This is a genomic window from Actinomadura meridiana, from assembly GCF_039537545.1.
Classification (GTDB): Bacteria; Actinomycetota; Actinomycetes; order Streptosporangiales; family Streptosporangiaceae; genus Spirillospora; species Spirillospora meridiana.
The window spans coordinates 40,418-55,667 of the sequence record NZ_BAABAS010000026.1; the positions used below are offsets into that span (position 1 = coordinate 40,418).

At 71.8% G+C, this 15,250-nt stretch carries 14 protein-coding genes and 1 pseudogene; 7 read left to right on the forward strand and 8 right to left on the reverse strand.

Annotated elements, in window-relative coordinates:
• Nucleotides 1-34: 34 nt before the first annotated feature.
• Both ABD808_RS32110 and ABD808_RS32115 read right to left on the reverse strand, forming a co-directional pair.
• On the reverse strand, nt 35-1,063 hold the full coding sequence (locus ABD808_RS32110; protein ID WP_344904932.1) for a LacI family DNA-binding transcriptional regulator: 1,029 nt from the start codon (nt 1,061-1,063) through the stop codon (nt 35-37).
• A 249-nt stretch (nt 1,064-1,312) separates the two neighbouring features.
• Nucleotides 1,313-2,464 carry an acyltransferase family protein gene (locus tag ABD808_RS32115; RefSeq protein ID WP_344904935.1) on the reverse strand — a complete coding sequence of 384 codons (1,152 nt, stop codon included), beginning with the start codon at nt 2,462-2,464 and terminating at the stop codon, nt 1,313-1,315.
• A 185-nt stretch (nt 2,465-2,649) separates the two neighbouring features.
• Here ABD808_RS32115 and ABD808_RS32120 point away from each other — a divergent pair, with 185 nt between their 5' ends.
• A complete protein-coding gene (locus tag ABD808_RS32120) occupies nt 2,650-3,420 on the forward strand; it encodes an SGNH/GDSL hydrolase family protein (protein WP_344904938.1) in 771 nt (256 codons plus the stop codon).
• A gap of 16 nt (nt 3,421-3,436) precedes the next feature.
• Here the strand turns inward: ABD808_RS32120 and egtD are convergent, their stop codons facing one another.
• From egtD to egtA, 4 genes are read right to left on the reverse strand one after another with little or no spacing between them, the layout of a single operon-like run.
• Entirely contained in the window at nt 3,437-4,402 is a 966-nt protein-coding gene (egtD, locus tag ABD808_RS32125; RefSeq protein WP_344904941.1) for an L-histidine N(alpha)-methyltransferase, read from the reverse strand.
• Between the two features lie 11 nt (nt 4,403-4,413).
• Complete coding sequence (gene egtC, locus ABD808_RS32130) at nt 4,414-5,148, reverse strand: ergothioneine biosynthesis protein EgtC (protein ID WP_344904944.1); 735 nt, start codon at nt 5,146-5,148, stop codon at nt 4,414-4,416.
• Nucleotides 5,149-6,486: an ergothioneine biosynthesis protein EgtB gene (egtB, locus tag ABD808_RS32135; RefSeq protein ID WP_425549001.1), complete on the reverse strand. Its 1,338-nt coding sequence runs from the start codon at nt 6,484-6,486 to the stop codon at nt 5,149-5,151.
• Between the two features lie 56 nt (nt 6,487-6,542).
• Nucleotides 6,543-7,751, reverse strand: a complete 1,209-nt coding sequence (gene egtA / locus ABD808_RS32140; protein ID WP_344904952.1) for an ergothioneine biosynthesis glutamate--cysteine ligase EgtA — start codon at nt 7,749-7,751, stop codon at nt 6,543-6,545.
• 233 nt (nt 7,752-7,984) lie between these two features.
• Here egtA and ABD808_RS32145 point away from each other — a divergent pair, with 233 nt between their 5' ends.
• A complete protein-coding gene (locus ABD808_RS32145; protein WP_344904955.1) occupies nt 7,985-9,364 on the forward strand; it encodes an RNA polymerase sigma factor in 1,380 nt (459 codons plus the stop codon).
• A gap of 7 nt (nt 9,365-9,371) precedes the next feature.
• Here ABD808_RS32145 and ABD808_RS32150 read toward each other — a convergent pair whose 3' ends face one another.
• Nucleotides 9,372-10,991 (reverse strand): MFS transporter, encoded by a 1,620-nt coding sequence (locus ABD808_RS32150; RefSeq protein WP_344904958.1) that lies wholly within the window; start codon nt 10,989-10,991, stop codon nt 9,372-9,374.
• A 151-nt stretch (nt 10,992-11,142) separates the two neighbouring features.
• Between ABD808_RS32150 and ABD808_RS32155 the strand changes: the two genes are divergently transcribed.
• The 5 genes and pseudogenes from ABD808_RS32155 (at nt 11,143) to ABD808_RS32170 (ending at nt 14,469) form a co-directional block, all read left to right on the forward strand.
• Nucleotides 11,143-11,802 (forward strand): TetR family transcriptional regulator, encoded by a 660-nt coding sequence (locus ABD808_RS32155; RefSeq protein ID WP_344904961.1) that lies wholly within the window; start codon nt 11,143-11,145, stop codon nt 11,800-11,802.
• A gap of 300 nt (nt 11,803-12,102) precedes the next feature.
• Complete coding sequence (locus ABD808_RS32160) at nt 12,103-13,542, forward strand: alpha-lytic protease prodomain-containing protein (RefSeq protein WP_344904964.1); 1,440 nt, start codon at nt 12,103-12,105, stop codon at nt 13,540-13,542.
• 125 nt (nt 13,543-13,667) lie between these two features.
• Entirely contained in the window at nt 13,668-13,901 is a 234-nt protein-coding gene (locus ABD808_RS32165; protein WP_344904967.1) for a DUF397 domain-containing protein, read from the forward strand.
• 105 nt (nt 13,902-14,006) lie between these two features.
• Nucleotides 14,007-14,228: pseudogene (locus ABD808_RS38705) on the forward strand (PucR family transcriptional regulator ligand-binding domain-containing protein); the annotation flags it as partial.
• Nucleotides 14,229-14,298: 70 nt separating this feature from the next.
• Complete coding sequence (locus ABD808_RS32170; protein ID WP_425549007.1) at nt 14,299-14,469, forward strand: helix-turn-helix domain-containing protein; 171 nt, start codon at nt 14,299-14,301, stop codon at nt 14,467-14,469.
• 7 nt (nt 14,470-14,476) lie between these two features.
• On the opposite strand, the gene ABD808_RS32175 is transcribed toward ABD808_RS32170, so the two are convergent.
• Complete coding sequence (locus tag ABD808_RS32175; protein ID WP_344904969.1) at nt 14,477-15,217, reverse strand: Clp protease N-terminal domain-containing protein; 741 nt, start codon at nt 15,215-15,217, stop codon at nt 14,477-14,479.
• Nucleotides 15,218-15,250 lie beyond the last annotated feature (33 nt).

Sequence of the window (15,250 nt, forward strand, 5' to 3'; positions counted from 1 at the left end):
TGAGAGTGTGATGGTCACCACGACTCCGTTCGCCTCAGCCGGGGGGCTCGCCGGTCGAGGCCCGGACGCGCAGGGACGGTTCGCGAACGACGCGCTGTTTGTGGCGAGCACGGTGCTTGTGGGGGGCGCCGTCGATGACGTCGACGACGAGCCGGACGGCGGAGTCGACGATGCCGTCGATGTCCCAGTCGACGGTGGTGAGCGGCGGGGTGAGCAGCGCCGACATCGGATGGTCGTCGTAGCCGCAGACGGCGACGTCGCCGGGGACGGCGAGGCCCAGCTCGCGGGTGGCGGCGTACACGCCGTAGGCCATGGAGTCGGCGAAGCAGAACACGGCGGACGGACGGTTCGGGCCGCCGAGCACCCGCAAAGCGACCTCGGTGGCGGCGGTGAGCGACTGCTGCGGGACGGCGACGACGTCGACGCGCAGGCCGAGCCGTTCGGCCTCGGCGTTCACGTGCACGTCGGCGGGACGGTCGGGGGTGCTGGGCCGCGTGGAGGTGAACACGGTGAGCCGCTCGTGGCCGAGATCGCGCAGATGCTCCAGCGCCAGCGTGACGCCGCGCCGGTTGTCGAACACGACCTCGCCCTGCGCCCGGCCGCCGCGCAGGGCGTCGCCGATGGACACCACGGGGACCGTGCCGGACAACTCGGCCCACAGCGCGGCGGAGGGGTCGAGCGGCTGGACGATCAGGCCGTCGACCCGCTGGTCGCGCAGCCGCCGGGCGAGCGCGAGCTCCCGTTCGGGGTCGCCGCCCGCGTCGACGATCAGGGCGTAGCGGCCCCGGGCGAGCAGCGCGCGGCCGATGCCGACCGCGAGGGACTGCTGCCAGTAGTCCTCAAGGGAGCCGCACAGCAGGCCGACCTGGTCGGTGCGTCCGCTGGCCAGCGCCCGCGCGATGGGATGCGCCTCGTAGCCGAGTTCCTCCGCCGCCGCGCGGACCCGCTCCTGCGTCTCCTCGGACGTCTGTAGGCCGCGTAGCGCGTACGACACGGCGGCGGGCGACAGTCCCGTCGCCTGCGCCACTTCCCGGATGGTCGCGCGCTTGCGCTTCTCCGACATCCTTCAAACCCTAGATGCCGCCACCGACAATCCCCCGGACGCCGGGATGGTTGCGCCTCCGGCGGGCCCGACCGGGGGAGACGAGCCCACCGGAGGCGGCGCGTCCGGCCGAAGCCCGCTCACATCCGGCCGGACGCCCCATATCTGTTCAGCGCACTCCCCCGCCGGGATGTCACACCCCCGCACTACGCGGCAGGCCCGCGACCTTCGGTTTCCCTTGCGCCGCGTGTGCTGCCAGGCGTGGGGTGGTCAGTTTCGCGTCGCGTCAACCGGGGTGCGGTCGTGAGGCTCAGTGCCGTTGACGCCAGTACTGCCGCGTCCACCGCGATCCTCATGGCCGACCGACGTAGTCAACCTGTCGGCTCTCCGCACCGGCTCCAGCGACGCGCGCAGGCGCGTCCGCAACCAGGCGGCGCCCGGACGCTCGACGAACCGGTGCACGGCGTAGGCCGTCAGCAGGGACGTGCCGACGACCACGGCCAGCGCCGCCCACTTGTTCAGACCCGGGTACACCGCGTCCAGCAAGGGAAGCGCCAGCTGCGAGTGGACGAGGTACAGCGGATACGTCAGCGCCCCCAGAACGGTCAGCCCGCGCCATCGCAGACGCCTCAGCTTGCCGGTCGCGACGAGTGCCATCACGGCGAAGATGCCGGTGATGACAGCGCACACCCCGATCTGGTTCACGTCGTGAAAGGCGTTCTCCCCGCGCCACACGCCCCAGCGGAGCGCCAGCAGGTACGCCACCGCCACGTAACCCCACAGCAGCAGTGTCGACCCGAACCGGTAGATCAGGAAGAACGCCATGCCCGCGATGAAGTACGCGTTCCACGTCGGCAGCAGCATCACCTGGAGCAGTTTGTGGTCGGCCTCGTCCGCGTAGAGACCCGCGAACATCCAGGCCGCCATGAAGACGAGACAGGAACGGTAGGTGATGCCGATCCCCGCGAGGATGGCGGCGAGGACGTAGAAGTGCAGCTCGACCCAGAGCGTCCAGTAGACGGCGTCCACGTTCCGGATGTCGAGACCGCCCTGCAACATCGTCAGGTTCGGTATGACGAGGCCGGGGATGCCGTTGCCCATGTGGAACACCGCGTAGATGCCCGCGCCCATCAGCACGCTCACCCAGTACGCGGGCATCAGCCGGACCAGCCGCGAAACCCCGAACTCCCCCGGCCCGCGTCCCCACGCGCTCATCAGGATCACGAAGCCGCTGATGACGAAGAACAGGTCGACGCCCAGGTAGCCGTACCGGGTGACCTGACCGAGGTCGGGGAACATCTCGCGCGAAGGGTCCGGCCACGCCCCCTTGCCCCAGAAGCCGGTGAGGTGGAACAGGACCACGGCCAGCGCGGCCACGAAGCGCAGGAGGTCCAGTTCGCGCAGCCGTTCCCGTGGAGTCACCGCGGAACACTCTCGGCGCCAGGTGACCCGTCCTGAGCCGGAGGATGAACGGCGGACAAAGGGCAGGCCGCTATTCCGCTAAGTGAATTCGCCACGCCGTCGCGGACAAGCCCCGGCGCGGGCGGCGAATCAGTAAGATGCCGTGCATCCCCTGAGATTTCATGCTCCTGGACGGGTGATCCTGGATGACTTCTCGCCGCGCCCGACGCGGCGCGGCGACTCTCGCGCTGTGCCTGGGCCTGGTGGCGTCCCTGTCCGCGACGGGGTGTTCGGTGTTTCCCGACACGGTGCACCGGTCTGCGGCGGCGGACGGCCCCGGCAAGGGCGTCGAGCCCGAACCGGCCAAGCACCCGTCCGTGGTGATGTTCCTCGGCGACAGCTACACGGTCGGCGACCGGGGCGTCCAGCCGGAGGCCACGTTCGCGTCCGGCGCCGCGCGGCTGCTCGGCTGGCAGGTCATCGTGGGCGGACGGGCGGGCACCGGGTTCGTCCGCGACGCCGGGGGCGCCGCCTACCTCGGGCTGTTCGAGAGCCAGCTCGGCTGGCGGCCCGCGCCCGACATGCTGATCGTGTCCGGCGGCCACAACGACTGGCGCTATCCCGCGCCGCAGGTCGCGGCCGCCGCGCGGGGGCTGCTCGAACGCGCGCGGCAGCGCTGGCCCGGCACCCACCTCGTGCTGATGGGGCCCCTGTGGGGGACGGGCGCACCGGCATCGGACGCGATCGCCGTCCGGAACGTGCTGAAGGGCCTCGCGGGGCAGCTCGGCCTCCCGTTCATCGACCCGATCGGCGAACGCTGGATCACCGGTGACCAGGCGACGCACACGGGCAACGCGGTCCGGTTCATCAAGCGGGACCGCACCCATCCGACACCGGCGGGCCACCGGTACCTGGCGACCCGCCTGGTGTCGGACCTGAAGCGGCTGGGCCTCGACGAGCCCGTCCGCAAGGCTTAGCTAGCGCTCGGCCTGGTCAGGCACGCGGCGCCGCCGCGGGGCGGGCGAGGGTGAGGGAGAAGTCGCCCGCCGGGTCCGTCCAGAACGCGGCGAGTTCCATCCCGGCGGCGGCGAGTTCGGCTTCGAGGCGTTCGCGGCGGAACTTGGCGGAGATCTCGGTGCGCGTCTCCTCCCCCGCCGCGAACGACACCTCCAGGTCGAGGCCGCGGACGTGGACGTCCTGGTCGCGGGTCGACCGCAGCCGCATCTCGATCCACTCCTCCGCCTCGTCCCAGACGGCGACGTGCTCGAACGCGGACGGGTCGAAGTCGGCGTCCAGCTCCCGGTTGATGACGCGCAGGACGTTGCGGTTGAACTCGGCGGTGACCCCGGCCGCGTCGTCGTAGGCGCGCACGAGCCGTCCCGGGTCCTTGACGAGGTCGGCGCCGAGCAGCAGGAAGTCGCCGTCGGACATGGTGGCGCGCAGCCCGCCGAGGAACGCGATCCGGGCGGCGGGCGGCTGGTTGCCGATCGTCCCGCCGAGGAAGGCGATCAGGCGCCGGTCGCCGCCGGGCAGCAGGTGCAGGTGCTGCTCGTAGTCGGCGACGACGGTCCGGACGGTGAGCCCCGGATGGTCGGCCGCGATGCCCTTGGCGGCGTCCTCCAGGAAGTCGCCGCTCACGTCGACCGGCACGTAGGAGCGGAGCGTGCCCGCGAGGGCGTCCAGGAGGAGACGGGTCTTCTCGCCCGACCCGGCGCCCAACTCCAGCAGCGTCCGCGCGCCGGTCGCGGTGGCGATGTCGGGGGCCCGCGCGGTGAGGATCTCCCGTTCGCGGCGCGTCGGGTAGTACTCGTCCAGCCGGGTGATCTCCTCGAACAGCGCGCTGCCGCGCTCGTCGTAGAACCACTTGGGCGGGAGGGTCTTCGGCGTGCCGAGCAGCCCCTCCCGGACGTCCTGGCGGAGCGTCTTGGCGAGGTCGTCGGCGGTCAGGAACCGGTCCACGTGGTTCTCCTTCAGAGGGGGTCGATGCGGACGCCGGACGCGAGCCCGGCGGTGACGAGCGAACGGTCGGGGACCCGCGTCCAGCCGGGGCCCTCGTCGAGCGGCTCGGACGCGACCCGGATCTCACCGTCGCCCTCGTGGACGAACAGCGAGTCGCCCCAGGTCGTGGCGGCCAGGGTCGTCCCGTCGGAGGCGAGCAGGTTGTAGCGACCCGCGGCGATGGCGGTCACGGCGGCGACGACCGCGACCAGGCCGTCGCCGAGCGGCAGGCCCTCCCGCCAGTACCGGACGGCGAGCGCGAACAGCGGCGCCGAGTCGACCGGGGCGCGGGCGTCGGGCACGCCGCTCACGTCACCGGCGAGGTCGCGGAGCTTGGCCTCGACGCCGCCGTAGTCGTCGACCTTGCCGTTGTGGCTGAACAGCCACGTCCCGGCGCGGAACGGCTGCGCGCACGACTCGTCCACGGGGAACCCGACCGTGGCGGACCGGATCGCCGCGACCGCGCACGACGCGCGGACGGCCCCGGCGACCTCCCGGAACGACTGGTCGGTCCAGATGGGCTGGGACCGGCGGAACCGGACGGCGGAACCGTCCTGGTACCAGCCGACACCGAAACCGTCGGCGTTGAGCAGGTTCCCTTGCGTCATGCGCGGCGCGTACGCCTGCGTCTCCAGGGAGTGGTCGCCGTCGTAGACGAGTGAGTGCAGCGTCCGTTCAGGCCCCAGGTAGCCAAGGTGACGGCACACTCAGACCCCCTCCCCTGGGGTCCGCGCACAACGGAACCCGGAGAAGATCTGCCTGCGGATGGGGTAGTCCCAGTTGCGGAAGGATCCGCGTATGGCGAGCGGGTGCGTCGCCCAGGAACCGCCGCGCAGCACCTTGTACTCGGCGCCGAAGAAGACTTCTGAGTACTCCTTATAGGGGTAGGAACGGAAACCTGGGTAGCCGTAGAAGTCGGTCGACGTCCACTCCCACACGTCGCCGAGCATGCGCCGGACCCCGTACGCGGACGCGCCGGACGGGTACGAACCCGTCTCGGACGGGCGGAACGACCGCTGCCCCAGGTTCGCGCGGCCCTCCTCGTACACCTCGCCCCAGGGGTAGGTCCGTGAGCGTTGGGTGGCCGGGTCCCAGCGGGCCGCCTTCTCCCACTCGGCCTCGGTCGGCAGCCGCTTGCCCGCCCACCGCGCGTAGGCGTCGGCCTCGTACCAGCACACATGTTGGACGGGTTCGTTCGGCGGGACGGGTTCCATCCGTCCGAACCGGCGCCGCAACCACTGGCCGCCGTCCCGTGACCAGAACGCGGGGGTACGTTTGCCGCTGCTCGTGCGCCATTCCCATCCGGCGGGGGCCCACCAGCGCGGGTCGTCGTATCCGCCCGCCTCCATGAAGGCGAGATAGGCGGAGTTGGTCACCGGTTCTGTGTCGATGTAGTACGCGGGGACGTCCACCATGTGCGCCGGACGCTCATTGTCGTACGCCCACGGATTGTCGGACGTCCCCATCTGGAATGGACCGGCCTCGATCAGTACCTCGTCCGTTCCGGAGCGCCCGGCACCGTTCTGGAGGGTGGCGGCCACCGGATCGAGCAGCGCGGGAGCCCCCTTGCGCAGCTGGTGGGTCGCCAGCATGGTCTCATCATGCATGTGCTCGTGCTGGACGACCATCCCGTACACGAACCCACCGGACGTCAGCGGATTCGCCGTGTCGAACCGCACCGAGGACAGCGAGTCGAGCACCTTGGCGCGAACCGTGCCGATGTAGGAGCGCGCCTCCTCCGGTGGCAGAAGCGGCAGCGAGGGGCGTTCGGCGCGCGGATGCTCGAAGGCGTCGTACAGGTCGTCGATCTCCGGGCGCATCGGCTCCACGCCCGCCGCGCCGCGCAGCAACCACAGCTCCTCGTAGTTGCCGATGTGCGCCAGGTCCCACACGAGGGGTGACATCAGTGGCGACACCTGGCCGGTGAGGTCGTCCCTGGCGAGGACGTCAGTGGTCAGGCCGAAACTGCGGTTCCGCGCCGCCCCCAGCTCGTCGGCGATCAACTCCTTCAGGTCGTCCTCGGCGAGCGCTCCGGGAGAGCTCACCGGGGCCCTGCTCACCGGGCCACTGCTCGCCGGGCCACTGCTCATCGGTCCCCTGCTCATCGGGGCCATGTCGGATCCTCTCTCAGGTCAGGTGCGGGGTCGTCGGCCGGGCAGCGGCCGCGTTCGACGTACCGGCGGGCGTACTCGTCGACCAGCGGGACGAGGTCGGACGCGCCGAGCCGGGGCAGCGCGTCCAGCACGGCGGCGAAGCAGGCGCGGGCCGCGGCGGCCAGGGGCGGGTCGGACAGCCCGCACCGGGCGGCCTCCGCCCACCGGTGCGCCACCGGTTCCGCCGCCGCCTCCGCCGCCCGGGACGCGACCGGGTCGTCCAGCAGCGCGGTCGCGACGGCGACGGGCACGGGCCAGTACCGCCCCGGCAGCGCGTCGATCATCCGCAGCTCCAGCCAGCCGCGCGGCCGGACGGGCGGGAACAACGTGCTCAGGTGGTAGGTCAGGTCCTCCTCGCAGGGCTCGCCCTTGTCGAGCCATTCCAGGAAGGACATGCCGGGGTCGGACACCCACGAGCCGTCGGCGGTGTGGACGAGCATGACCCGGGCGTCCAGCGCGTACCGCGTCCACGCCTCGGCCGGGTCGTCGTCGGCGCCGTCCCGCAGGACGGGCAGGGTCCGGCAGGGGTCCAGCTCGGTCCAGATGCCCTGCCGGGACGAGCGCAGCCCGGTGGGACGGCCCGCGCGCAGCGGCGAGTTCGCGAACGCGGCGACCAGCACGGGCCCGAGGGCGTGCGTGAGCCGCCAGCGCCGGGAGGCGTCCGGGTCGTCGGCGCCGATGTCCAGGTTGACCTGGACGGACGCCGTCGAGCACATCATCGCCAGGCCCGCGTCGGGGAAACCGCCCGAGCAGAAGTAGTCCCGCATGCAGGCGTAACGCGGATGGTCGGCCTGGAACCTCGGCCGCCGGACGGGGTCGACGCCCTGCCCGGCGAGCGCGAGGCCGTCCGTCGCGAGCGCCGTCCGGACGTGCGCGATGTCGCCGTCCAGGGCGGCGTGCAGCGCGCCGAGCGTGCCGAACGGCGCGGAGCTGAGCTCGACCTGCCCGCCCGGCTCGTAGGTCACCCGGCTGCCGCCGGACGGCGGACCGACCGCCGCGACGAGGGCCCGCACCCGGTCACCGGGGACGTAAGCGGTGGGATCGTCCGCGTCGACGACGAGCCACTCGGTCTCGGCGCCGACCGTTCCGGGCGGTCCCGTCTTGAAGCAGACGCCGCGTATGTGCTGGTAGACGCCGTCCACGGTCAACCGGGTCATGCTCACTCCCCGAGAATTCGACAACGGGTTCGAAGTCTTCCCAGGTGAACCGGATCAGGAATCCGACAATTTTCGCGAACTTCCTTAAATCTCCGTGAACGTCACCGTCCGCAGGCGTCACCGTTACCTTCCGTACTATTCGACGTATCGCCCAATCCCGGACTTCTCACGCTTTGTCAGGAAGCGCTAGAGTCCCGTCGACCAGAGGTGTGCACAGGACTGGAGGCCCCCACATGGGCGGCGACATGGGCTCGCTCTACGACGCGCACGCCGACCGCCTGTACGTGTACTGCTGGTCGCTCGTCGGCGACCAGCGCGCGGCGGCCGCCGTCGGCGACACGTTCACCGCCGCCGTGCACCATCCGCCGCGCGGCGACCGGGTGCTCTGGCTGTACTCGCTGGCCAGGACGGCGTGCTCGGAGCACGGCGCGTTCGCGGGCGGACCGGCCGGAAGCGTCGGTCCGACCAACGCCGTGGACGGCCGCAGGGCACCGCTGTTCGCGGGCGCGGTCTCTTGTGAGGGGACGACCCCCCACACCCCCCGAAACGGCCCTGATCCGCTGCTGCGCGCCGCCGCGAACCTGCGCGCGGACCACCGCGAAGTGCTGCTGCTGTGGGCGGGCGAATGGCTCGAACCCCACGACATCGCGCTCGTCCTCGGCATCGCGCCGGACACGGTCGCGCAGCTCCTCAACGCCGCGCGGACGCGGCTGGAACGCGCCGTCCTCGAACTCCTCATGCGGGGCGCGTCCGAACCCGGGCTCGACCAGTTCCCCCTCATCACCGCGTTCGAGAAGGGCAGGCTGCCGCAGCTGCTCGCCCGCCGGGCCCCGTCCCGCGCGCCCGCCGGGCTGCGCGAACGGGTCCTCGCCGTCTGCGAGGCGGAGACCACCCGCCCGCTGCCGAGCGTCGTCGCCCCCAGCCCGCTCATCGTCATCGGCGCCGAGAAGGGCCGCCGGGCCAACGACGCCCGATCGCGGCGCGGGCTGTCCGGCGGCGTGTCCAAGGGACTGGGCGCGGCGGCGGGCGTCGCCGCCTCCGCCGCCGCCGTCATCGGACTGCTCGCCTCCTGGCCGTCGGCCAAGGGGGGCGGCGGATCCGCGTCGCTCGTCCCCACGTCCAGCAGCGGCAAGGCCGACCCGGCGGCGGTGCGGACCGGAGACGGGCCCCGGCATCCGCTGCCCGGCCTCACCGGATCCGAGCGCGTGCCGAACGGTCCGCAGGCCTCCTCGGACGACGACCCGCTGACCAAGATCCCCGGTGTGCCGCCGTGGCGGGACGGCGCGGAGCCGGGCTCCCCGCAGTCGGCGTCGCCCACGACATCGCCGTCCGGCAAGCCCTCCGGGGGCCGGGAGCCGACCGACACCCCGCCCCACACGCCGGGGAAGCCGACCACCCCGCCGGGCGGCGGCGGGACCACCGACCCGACCACTCCCCCGGACGGCGGCGGCGGGACCACGGACCCGACGACCCCTCCGGACGACGGCGGCGGATCCACCGAGCCGACCACGCCGCCGGAGGACCCGCCGCCCACGGAGGACCCGGGCACGTCCAGCCCCAGCCCGGAGACCAACCCCGCACCATCGCCGGAGCCGGGACCGAGCCAGGGCTGAACCCCCCTCACACGGCGGCGGCTCCATCCACCGGCGTGTCGCCGCGCCGGATCGCCAGCGCCGCGAGCGCGGCGACGGCCGCGACCGCACCGGCGGCGGTGAGCGCGTTCTGGAAACCGTCCATGAACGCCAGGTGGCTCCCGGTCGTGATCGCCTCGGCGGTCGGCGCGGGCGTGCCGGGCGGGACGGGCGCGACGCCCTGCGACACGATGCCGCCCTGGCCCGCGAGCTGCTCGGCGGCGGCGCCGGGGACGCCCGCGTCCGTCAGCCGTCCGAACAGCACGTCACCGACCTTGGTGGACAGCAGCACGCCCAGCACGGACGTGCCGAGCACGCCGCCGAGCTGCGCGGCGGTCTGCTGGAGCCCGCCCGCGACGCCCGCGAGGTGCGCGGGCGCGTTGCCGACGATCGCCTCGGTCCCGGCGACGATGACCATCCCGAACGCGAGCCCGATCAGCACGAACCACGGCCACAGCTGGCCGTAGGGGGCGTCCACCCCGATGCGCGACAGCCCGAACATGGCGACCGAGGTGAACACCATGCCGAGCACCAGCGGCACCCGGGGCCCGAACCGGCTCGTCAGCGCGCCCGCCAGCGGGGACGCGACGATGAACACGCCCGTCATCGGCAGCATCCGGACGCCCGCGTCCACCGGGCTCATGCCGTGCACCTGCTGGAGGTAGAGGGTGATGAAGAAGATCGTCCCGAACATCCCGAAGAAGCCGAGGACGATCAGCGCGGTCGCCGCCGACAGCGACACCGACCGGAACAGCCCGAGCGGCAGCAGCGGACGTTCGACGCGCAGCTCGTTCCACACGAACGCGGCGAACAGCACGACCGACACGGCGAACGACACGAGCGGCACGGCCTCACCGAAGCCGTCCTCGCCCGCCTTGATCAGGCCCCAGACGAGGGCGAACAGCGCACCGGTGAGCAGCGCCACGCCCGGCAGGTCGAACGAGCCCACGGCCTGCTCGTCCCGCGACTCGCGGATCACCCAGAAACCGACGAGGAGCGCGACGACGCCGAGCGGGGCGTTCAGGAAGAACACCGACTCCCAGTTGACGTTCTCGACCAGCAGGCCGGCGACGATCGGGCCGCCCGCGATGGAGATGCCGACCGTGGAGCCCCAGATGCCGATGGCGGCGTTCAGCTTGTCGGCCGGGAACGTGTTGCGCAGGATGGCGAGGCTGGCCGGTTGCAGGAGCGCCCCCGCGAAACCCTGCACGACGCGCCAGAAGATGACCATGCCGAGGCCGCCGGACAGGCCGATCAGCACCGACGCGGCGGCGAACCCGATCACGCCCGCGAGGAACGTCCGCTTGCGTCCGAACCGGTCGGCGATCTTCCCGGCCGGGATCAGCGAGACGGCGAGCGCCAGAAGGTAGGCGTTGGTGACCCATTGCAGGCCGGACAGGCTCGCGCCGAGGTCCTTGGCGATGGCGGGGTTGGCGATGGCGACGACGGTCGCGTCCAGACCGACCATCATCACGCCGAGCGCGACGGCGACCAGCGTGAGCCAGGGATGGCCGTGCCCGCGTCTGGACGGGCGACCGCGCGCATGACCGCGCGGCGGTGCGTCGACGGCGCCGGGTCCGATCGTCTCGGCGCCTTGGAACTGGCTCATGGTGGGACCTCCGAAATAGCAGGCTCTCAAATTGTCATGAGCTGACACTTGTCGTCAACCGCCGACAGTCACAGCAAGACATGATTCATATCACGACAAGAGGCACCGGCTGCCGCTTGGCTGAGGATCGCCGGGTGGCTACACTTCGCACATGACCGCGACCGCCCACGAGACCGGTGCATCCGGTCCCGAACCCCAGTCCCCGGGCAGGCGCGAACGCAAGAAGCAGCGCACCAGAGACGCGCTGGTCTCAGCCGCGTTCACCCTTTTCGCCGAGAAGGGGTTCGACGCCACGACCGTCGAAGAGATCGCCGACGCCGTGGACGTCTCGTCCCGCACCTTCTTCCGCTACTTCGCCTCCAAGGAGGACGTCGCGCTGACGTTCCAGGAGGAGCAGACCCAGGCGGTCGTCGCCGCGCTGCTCTCGCGGCCCGCCGACGAGCCGATCATGACGGCGCTGCGCGCCACCGTGGTGGGGATCGCGCGCGCCTGTGAGAACGGCGAGCTCGGCTTCGACCCCGACCGGTTCGAGTGCGTGCTGTCGATGCTGAGCGACAGCCCGGCGCTCATGGCGAAGAGCCTGGAGCGCACGCAGAAGAAGCAGAACCTGATGACCAGGATCATCGCCCAGCGGCTGGGCGTCGATCCCGCCACCGACCTGCGCCCGCACGTCATCGCCTCCGCCGCGATGGCCGGGTTCAACGCCGCCGCCGACGCCATGCGGCACCACCCCGAGACGTTCGTCTCGGTCTCCGAGACGGTCGACCAGGCCTTCGCCATCCTGGAAGAGGGCCTCAACCCCGACCACTGACGGGCCCCTCGTCCAACGGGCCCGTCCGACGGGCCCGTTCGGTCGGCCCGTCCGATGGGCCCGTTCGACGAGGGCCGTTCGACGGCATCTGTTCGACGAGGTCTGTTCAACGACGCCTGTTCGCCGCTTCCCGTGTTCAACGCGTGCCTGACGTCGGGTTCCGAACCGTTCGACGGGGACCGAATCCACACTGAAAAACCAATGGATGCCGACTGATTGTCCGCCGGGCCGGGCGGTCCTACATTCCGGGGATCGGGGTGACCACCTCCCCCTCATCTCCCCACCCCCAGGAGAGCCCGAATGGCACGCAAACAGCTTGTGCTGGGCATCGTGGCCGCGTCCGGCCTCGTCGTCGCGCCGGTGACCCCGGCGAGCGCGGGGTCGTACACAACGGCATCGCACCGGGCGGCGCCCGCCGCCGCCCCCGTCCCGAAGCCGGTGGAGCGCGCCGCCGGTGTTCAGAAGCAACTGAAAATGACCCTCGGTTCGAAGTTCGGCGGCGCCTGGGTCGAGCACGGGTCGACGGTCGTCGTCGCGACCACCGACGCCGCGTCCGCCGCCAAGATCAGGGCGGCCGGGGCCACGCCGAAGCTGGTGACCTACGACGCGCGCACCCTCGGCTCGGCGCAGGCCGAGTTGGACCGACACGCGAGGTCGGCGCCGAAGACGGTGACGTCGTGGTACGTCGACGCGGCGACGAACCGCGTGGTCGTGCAAGCGTCCTCGACCGCGGCGGCGCGGCGGTTCGTGAAGGCGAGCGGCGTCGACGCCGCGAAGGTCCGCTACGCCCGCTCGACGGCCAGGCCGCGGCTCGTCTACGACATCGTCGGCGGCGAACGCTACTGGACGACCAAGTACGGCTGCTCCGTCGCGTTCTCCGTCACCGGCGGGTTCATCACCGCCGGGCACTGCGGCGAGGTCGGCGAGCAGACCACGAGCGCCGACCAGCAGACCTCGCAGGGCACGTTCGGCGGCTCGTCCTTCCCCGGCGACGACTACGCCTGGGTGGACGTCACCAACCAGTGGACGCCCACGCCGAAGGTCAACAAGCACGACGGCACCTACCAGACGATCAACGGCGCGGTCGAGGCCCCGGTCGGCGCCACCGTCTGCCGCTCGGGCGGCACCACCGACACCCAGATCTGGTGCGGGCCGATCCAGCAGCGCGACGTGACCGTGAACTACCAGGAGGGCGCGGTCCACGGCCTCATCCAGGCCAACATCTGCGCCGACCCCGGCGACTCGGGCGGCGCGTTGTTCACCCGGGAGGGGCAGGCGCAGGGCATCACGTCCGGCACGTCCGGCAGTTGCAGCAACGGCCAGGACAGCAGTGACACGACCTACTTCCAGCCGGTCGCCGAGGTGCTCCAGATCCTCGCCCGGGACGGTCGCCAGCTGGTCACCGAGGACGGCGGGAACCCCGATCCCGGCGCGTGCGGTGACGAGGAGACCAAGCTGACCGGCACGCTCGCGTCCGGCGCCAGCGGCTACCAGCCGGCCGACGGCTACACCACCACGGCCACCGGCGCGCACACCGCGTGCCTGGACGGCCCCGACGGCGTCGACTTCGACGTCTACCTCCAGAAGCTGAACGGCGGCACCTGGCAGACCGTCGCGCAGTCGATCAGCCCCACCCCGGACGAGACGATCAACTACACCGGCGGCCCGGGCACGTACCGCTACCGCGTCCACGCCTACACGGGGACCGGCGAGTACCACTTCGGGTTCAGCAGGCCGTGAGGTCTTCCCCGGCCGTCCTCCTCCCCATTGGACGGCCGGGGAGCTTTCCCTGTGCCGCCCCCGCCTTCCGCACTAATCTGGGTCCTCCGCAAGGCACCAGACGATCCAGGATGAGAAGGTGTGCAGTGACCGATCAGGAGCCGATCCTCAGCGACGGGGTCATCATCGAGTTCGTCGATGGGAAGGACGTCCCCGTCCAGCACAAGGACTTCGGTGACCGGGCCGTCGTGATGCGCGACGCGAAGAACCCGGCGGGCCCGATCCTCTACTTCACCGAGGCCGAGTGGGACGCCTTCATCGCCGGTGTCAAGGACGGCGAGTTCGACGACCTTCTGGAAGACCCCACCGACGCCTCCTGACGCGAGACTCCCATGCCCCCGGCCACGGCCGGGGGCATGCTCGTGCCGGGACCCCGCAGCGACCGTGCCGCGTCTCGTTCGCTCGGGGTTTGCAGGTTTCTCCATATGAAGCTGCGCGCCCTGCTCGCCCTGCCCGGATCGCGGCTGGACGTCGTCACCGGCGAGGACGGGCTGGACCGGCCGATCCGCCGGGTCGCCACCACCGACCTTCCCGACCCCGGCCGCCACCTGCGCGGCGGGGAGCTCGTCCTCACCGGGCTCGGCTGGCGGTCGGGGCCCGGCGACGCCGAGACCTTCGTGCGGGCCCTCGCCGACGCGGGCGCGGCGGGCCTCGCCGCCGGAGGGCTCGTGTTCGGGCACCTACGACCGGGAGCACGGGGCCGACCTCGTCCGGACCCTGGAGACGTACCTGCGGTACTCCGGGTCGTGGACGCGCTGCGCCGAGCAGCTGCACCTGCACGTCAACTCGGTGCGGTACCGGATCCAGCGCGTCCAGGATCTGACCGGCCGCGACCTGTCGTGCCCGGAGGACCAGGTCGACTTCTTCCTGGCCCTCCGGATCGGGTAGCCGGGGCTCAGCCCCTCTTGGCGGCCAGCGCGTCCAGCGCCTCGACGATCCGCGCCTCGGTGGCCGCCTTGTCGATGCCGAGGTCGGAGAGGACTCCGGTGCCGTCCTCGAACTCCAGGAGGGCGAGGAGCATGTGCTCGGTGCCGATGTAGTTGTGGCCCAGGCGGAGCGCCTCGCGGAAGGTCAGTTCCAGGGCCTTCTTCGAGTCCGCGTCGTAGGGGACGAGTTCGGGCGCGTCCGCCACCTCCGGCGGCAGCGCGGCGGTCGCGGCCTGCCGGACGGAGTCGAGCGACACGCCCTGCGCCAGGATCGCCGCCGAGGCGAGCGACTCCGGCTCGGCCAGCAGGCCGAGGACGAGGTGCACGGGACGGATCTGGTCGTTGCCCGCCGCCCGCGCCTCGTTCATCGACGCCACGACGACGTTGCGGGCCCGCGTGGTGAAGCGGGAGAAGTCCTGGGCGAGGTCGCCCTCGGACGCCCGCCCCTTGGGCACGAACCGTTTCTGCGCGGCCTGCTTGGTGACGCCCATGCTCTGCCCGATGTCCGTCCACGACGCGCCGGACCGCCGGGCCTGGTCGACGAAGTGGCCGATCAGGTGGTCGGCGACGTCGCCGAGGTGTTCGGCCGCGATGACGGCGCCGCTGAGCTGGTCGAGGGCGTCGGTGTGGACCTTCTTGATCGCGTTGATCAGGTCGTCGAGGCGGACCTGGGCGACCGCGGGAGTGGGCTCCGGAGTGGATTCCGTCATGCGTCAACCATAGGTTGACGATCAGTCCCCGTC

Excerpts from the sequence above, each read along its gene's own strand:
- ABD808_RS32110 (WP_344904932.1), bottom strand. The coding sequence starts at position 1,063 with ATGTCGGAGAAGCGCAAGCGCGCGACCATCCGGGAAGTGGCGCAGGCG.
- ABD808_RS32120 (WP_344904938.1), top strand. The coding sequence starts at position 2,650 with ATGACTTCTCGCCGCGCCCGACGCGGCGCGGCGACTCTCGCGCTGTGC.
- egtA (WP_344904952.1), bottom strand. The coding sequence starts at position 7,751 with ATGACCCGGTTGACCGTGGACGGCGTCTACCAGCACATACGCGGCGTC.
- ABD808_RS32145 (WP_344904955.1), top strand. The coding sequence starts at position 7,985 with ATGGGCGGCGACATGGGCTCGCTCTACGACGCGCACGCCGACCGCCTG.
- ABD808_RS32150 (WP_344904958.1), bottom strand. The coding sequence starts at position 10,991 with ATGAGCCAGTTCCAAGGCGCCGAGACGATCGGACCCGGCGCCGTCGAC.
- ABD808_RS32155 (WP_344904961.1), top strand. The coding sequence starts at position 11,143 with ATGACCGCGACCGCCCACGAGACCGGTGCATCCGGTCCCGAACCCCAG.
- ABD808_RS32160 (WP_344904964.1), top strand. The coding sequence starts at position 12,103 with ATGGCACGCAAACAGCTTGTGCTGGGCATCGTGGCCGCGTCCGGCCTC.
- ABD808_RS32175 (WP_344904969.1), bottom strand. The coding sequence starts at position 15,217 with ATGACGGAATCCACTCCGGAGCCCACTCCCGCGGTCGCCCAGGTCCGC.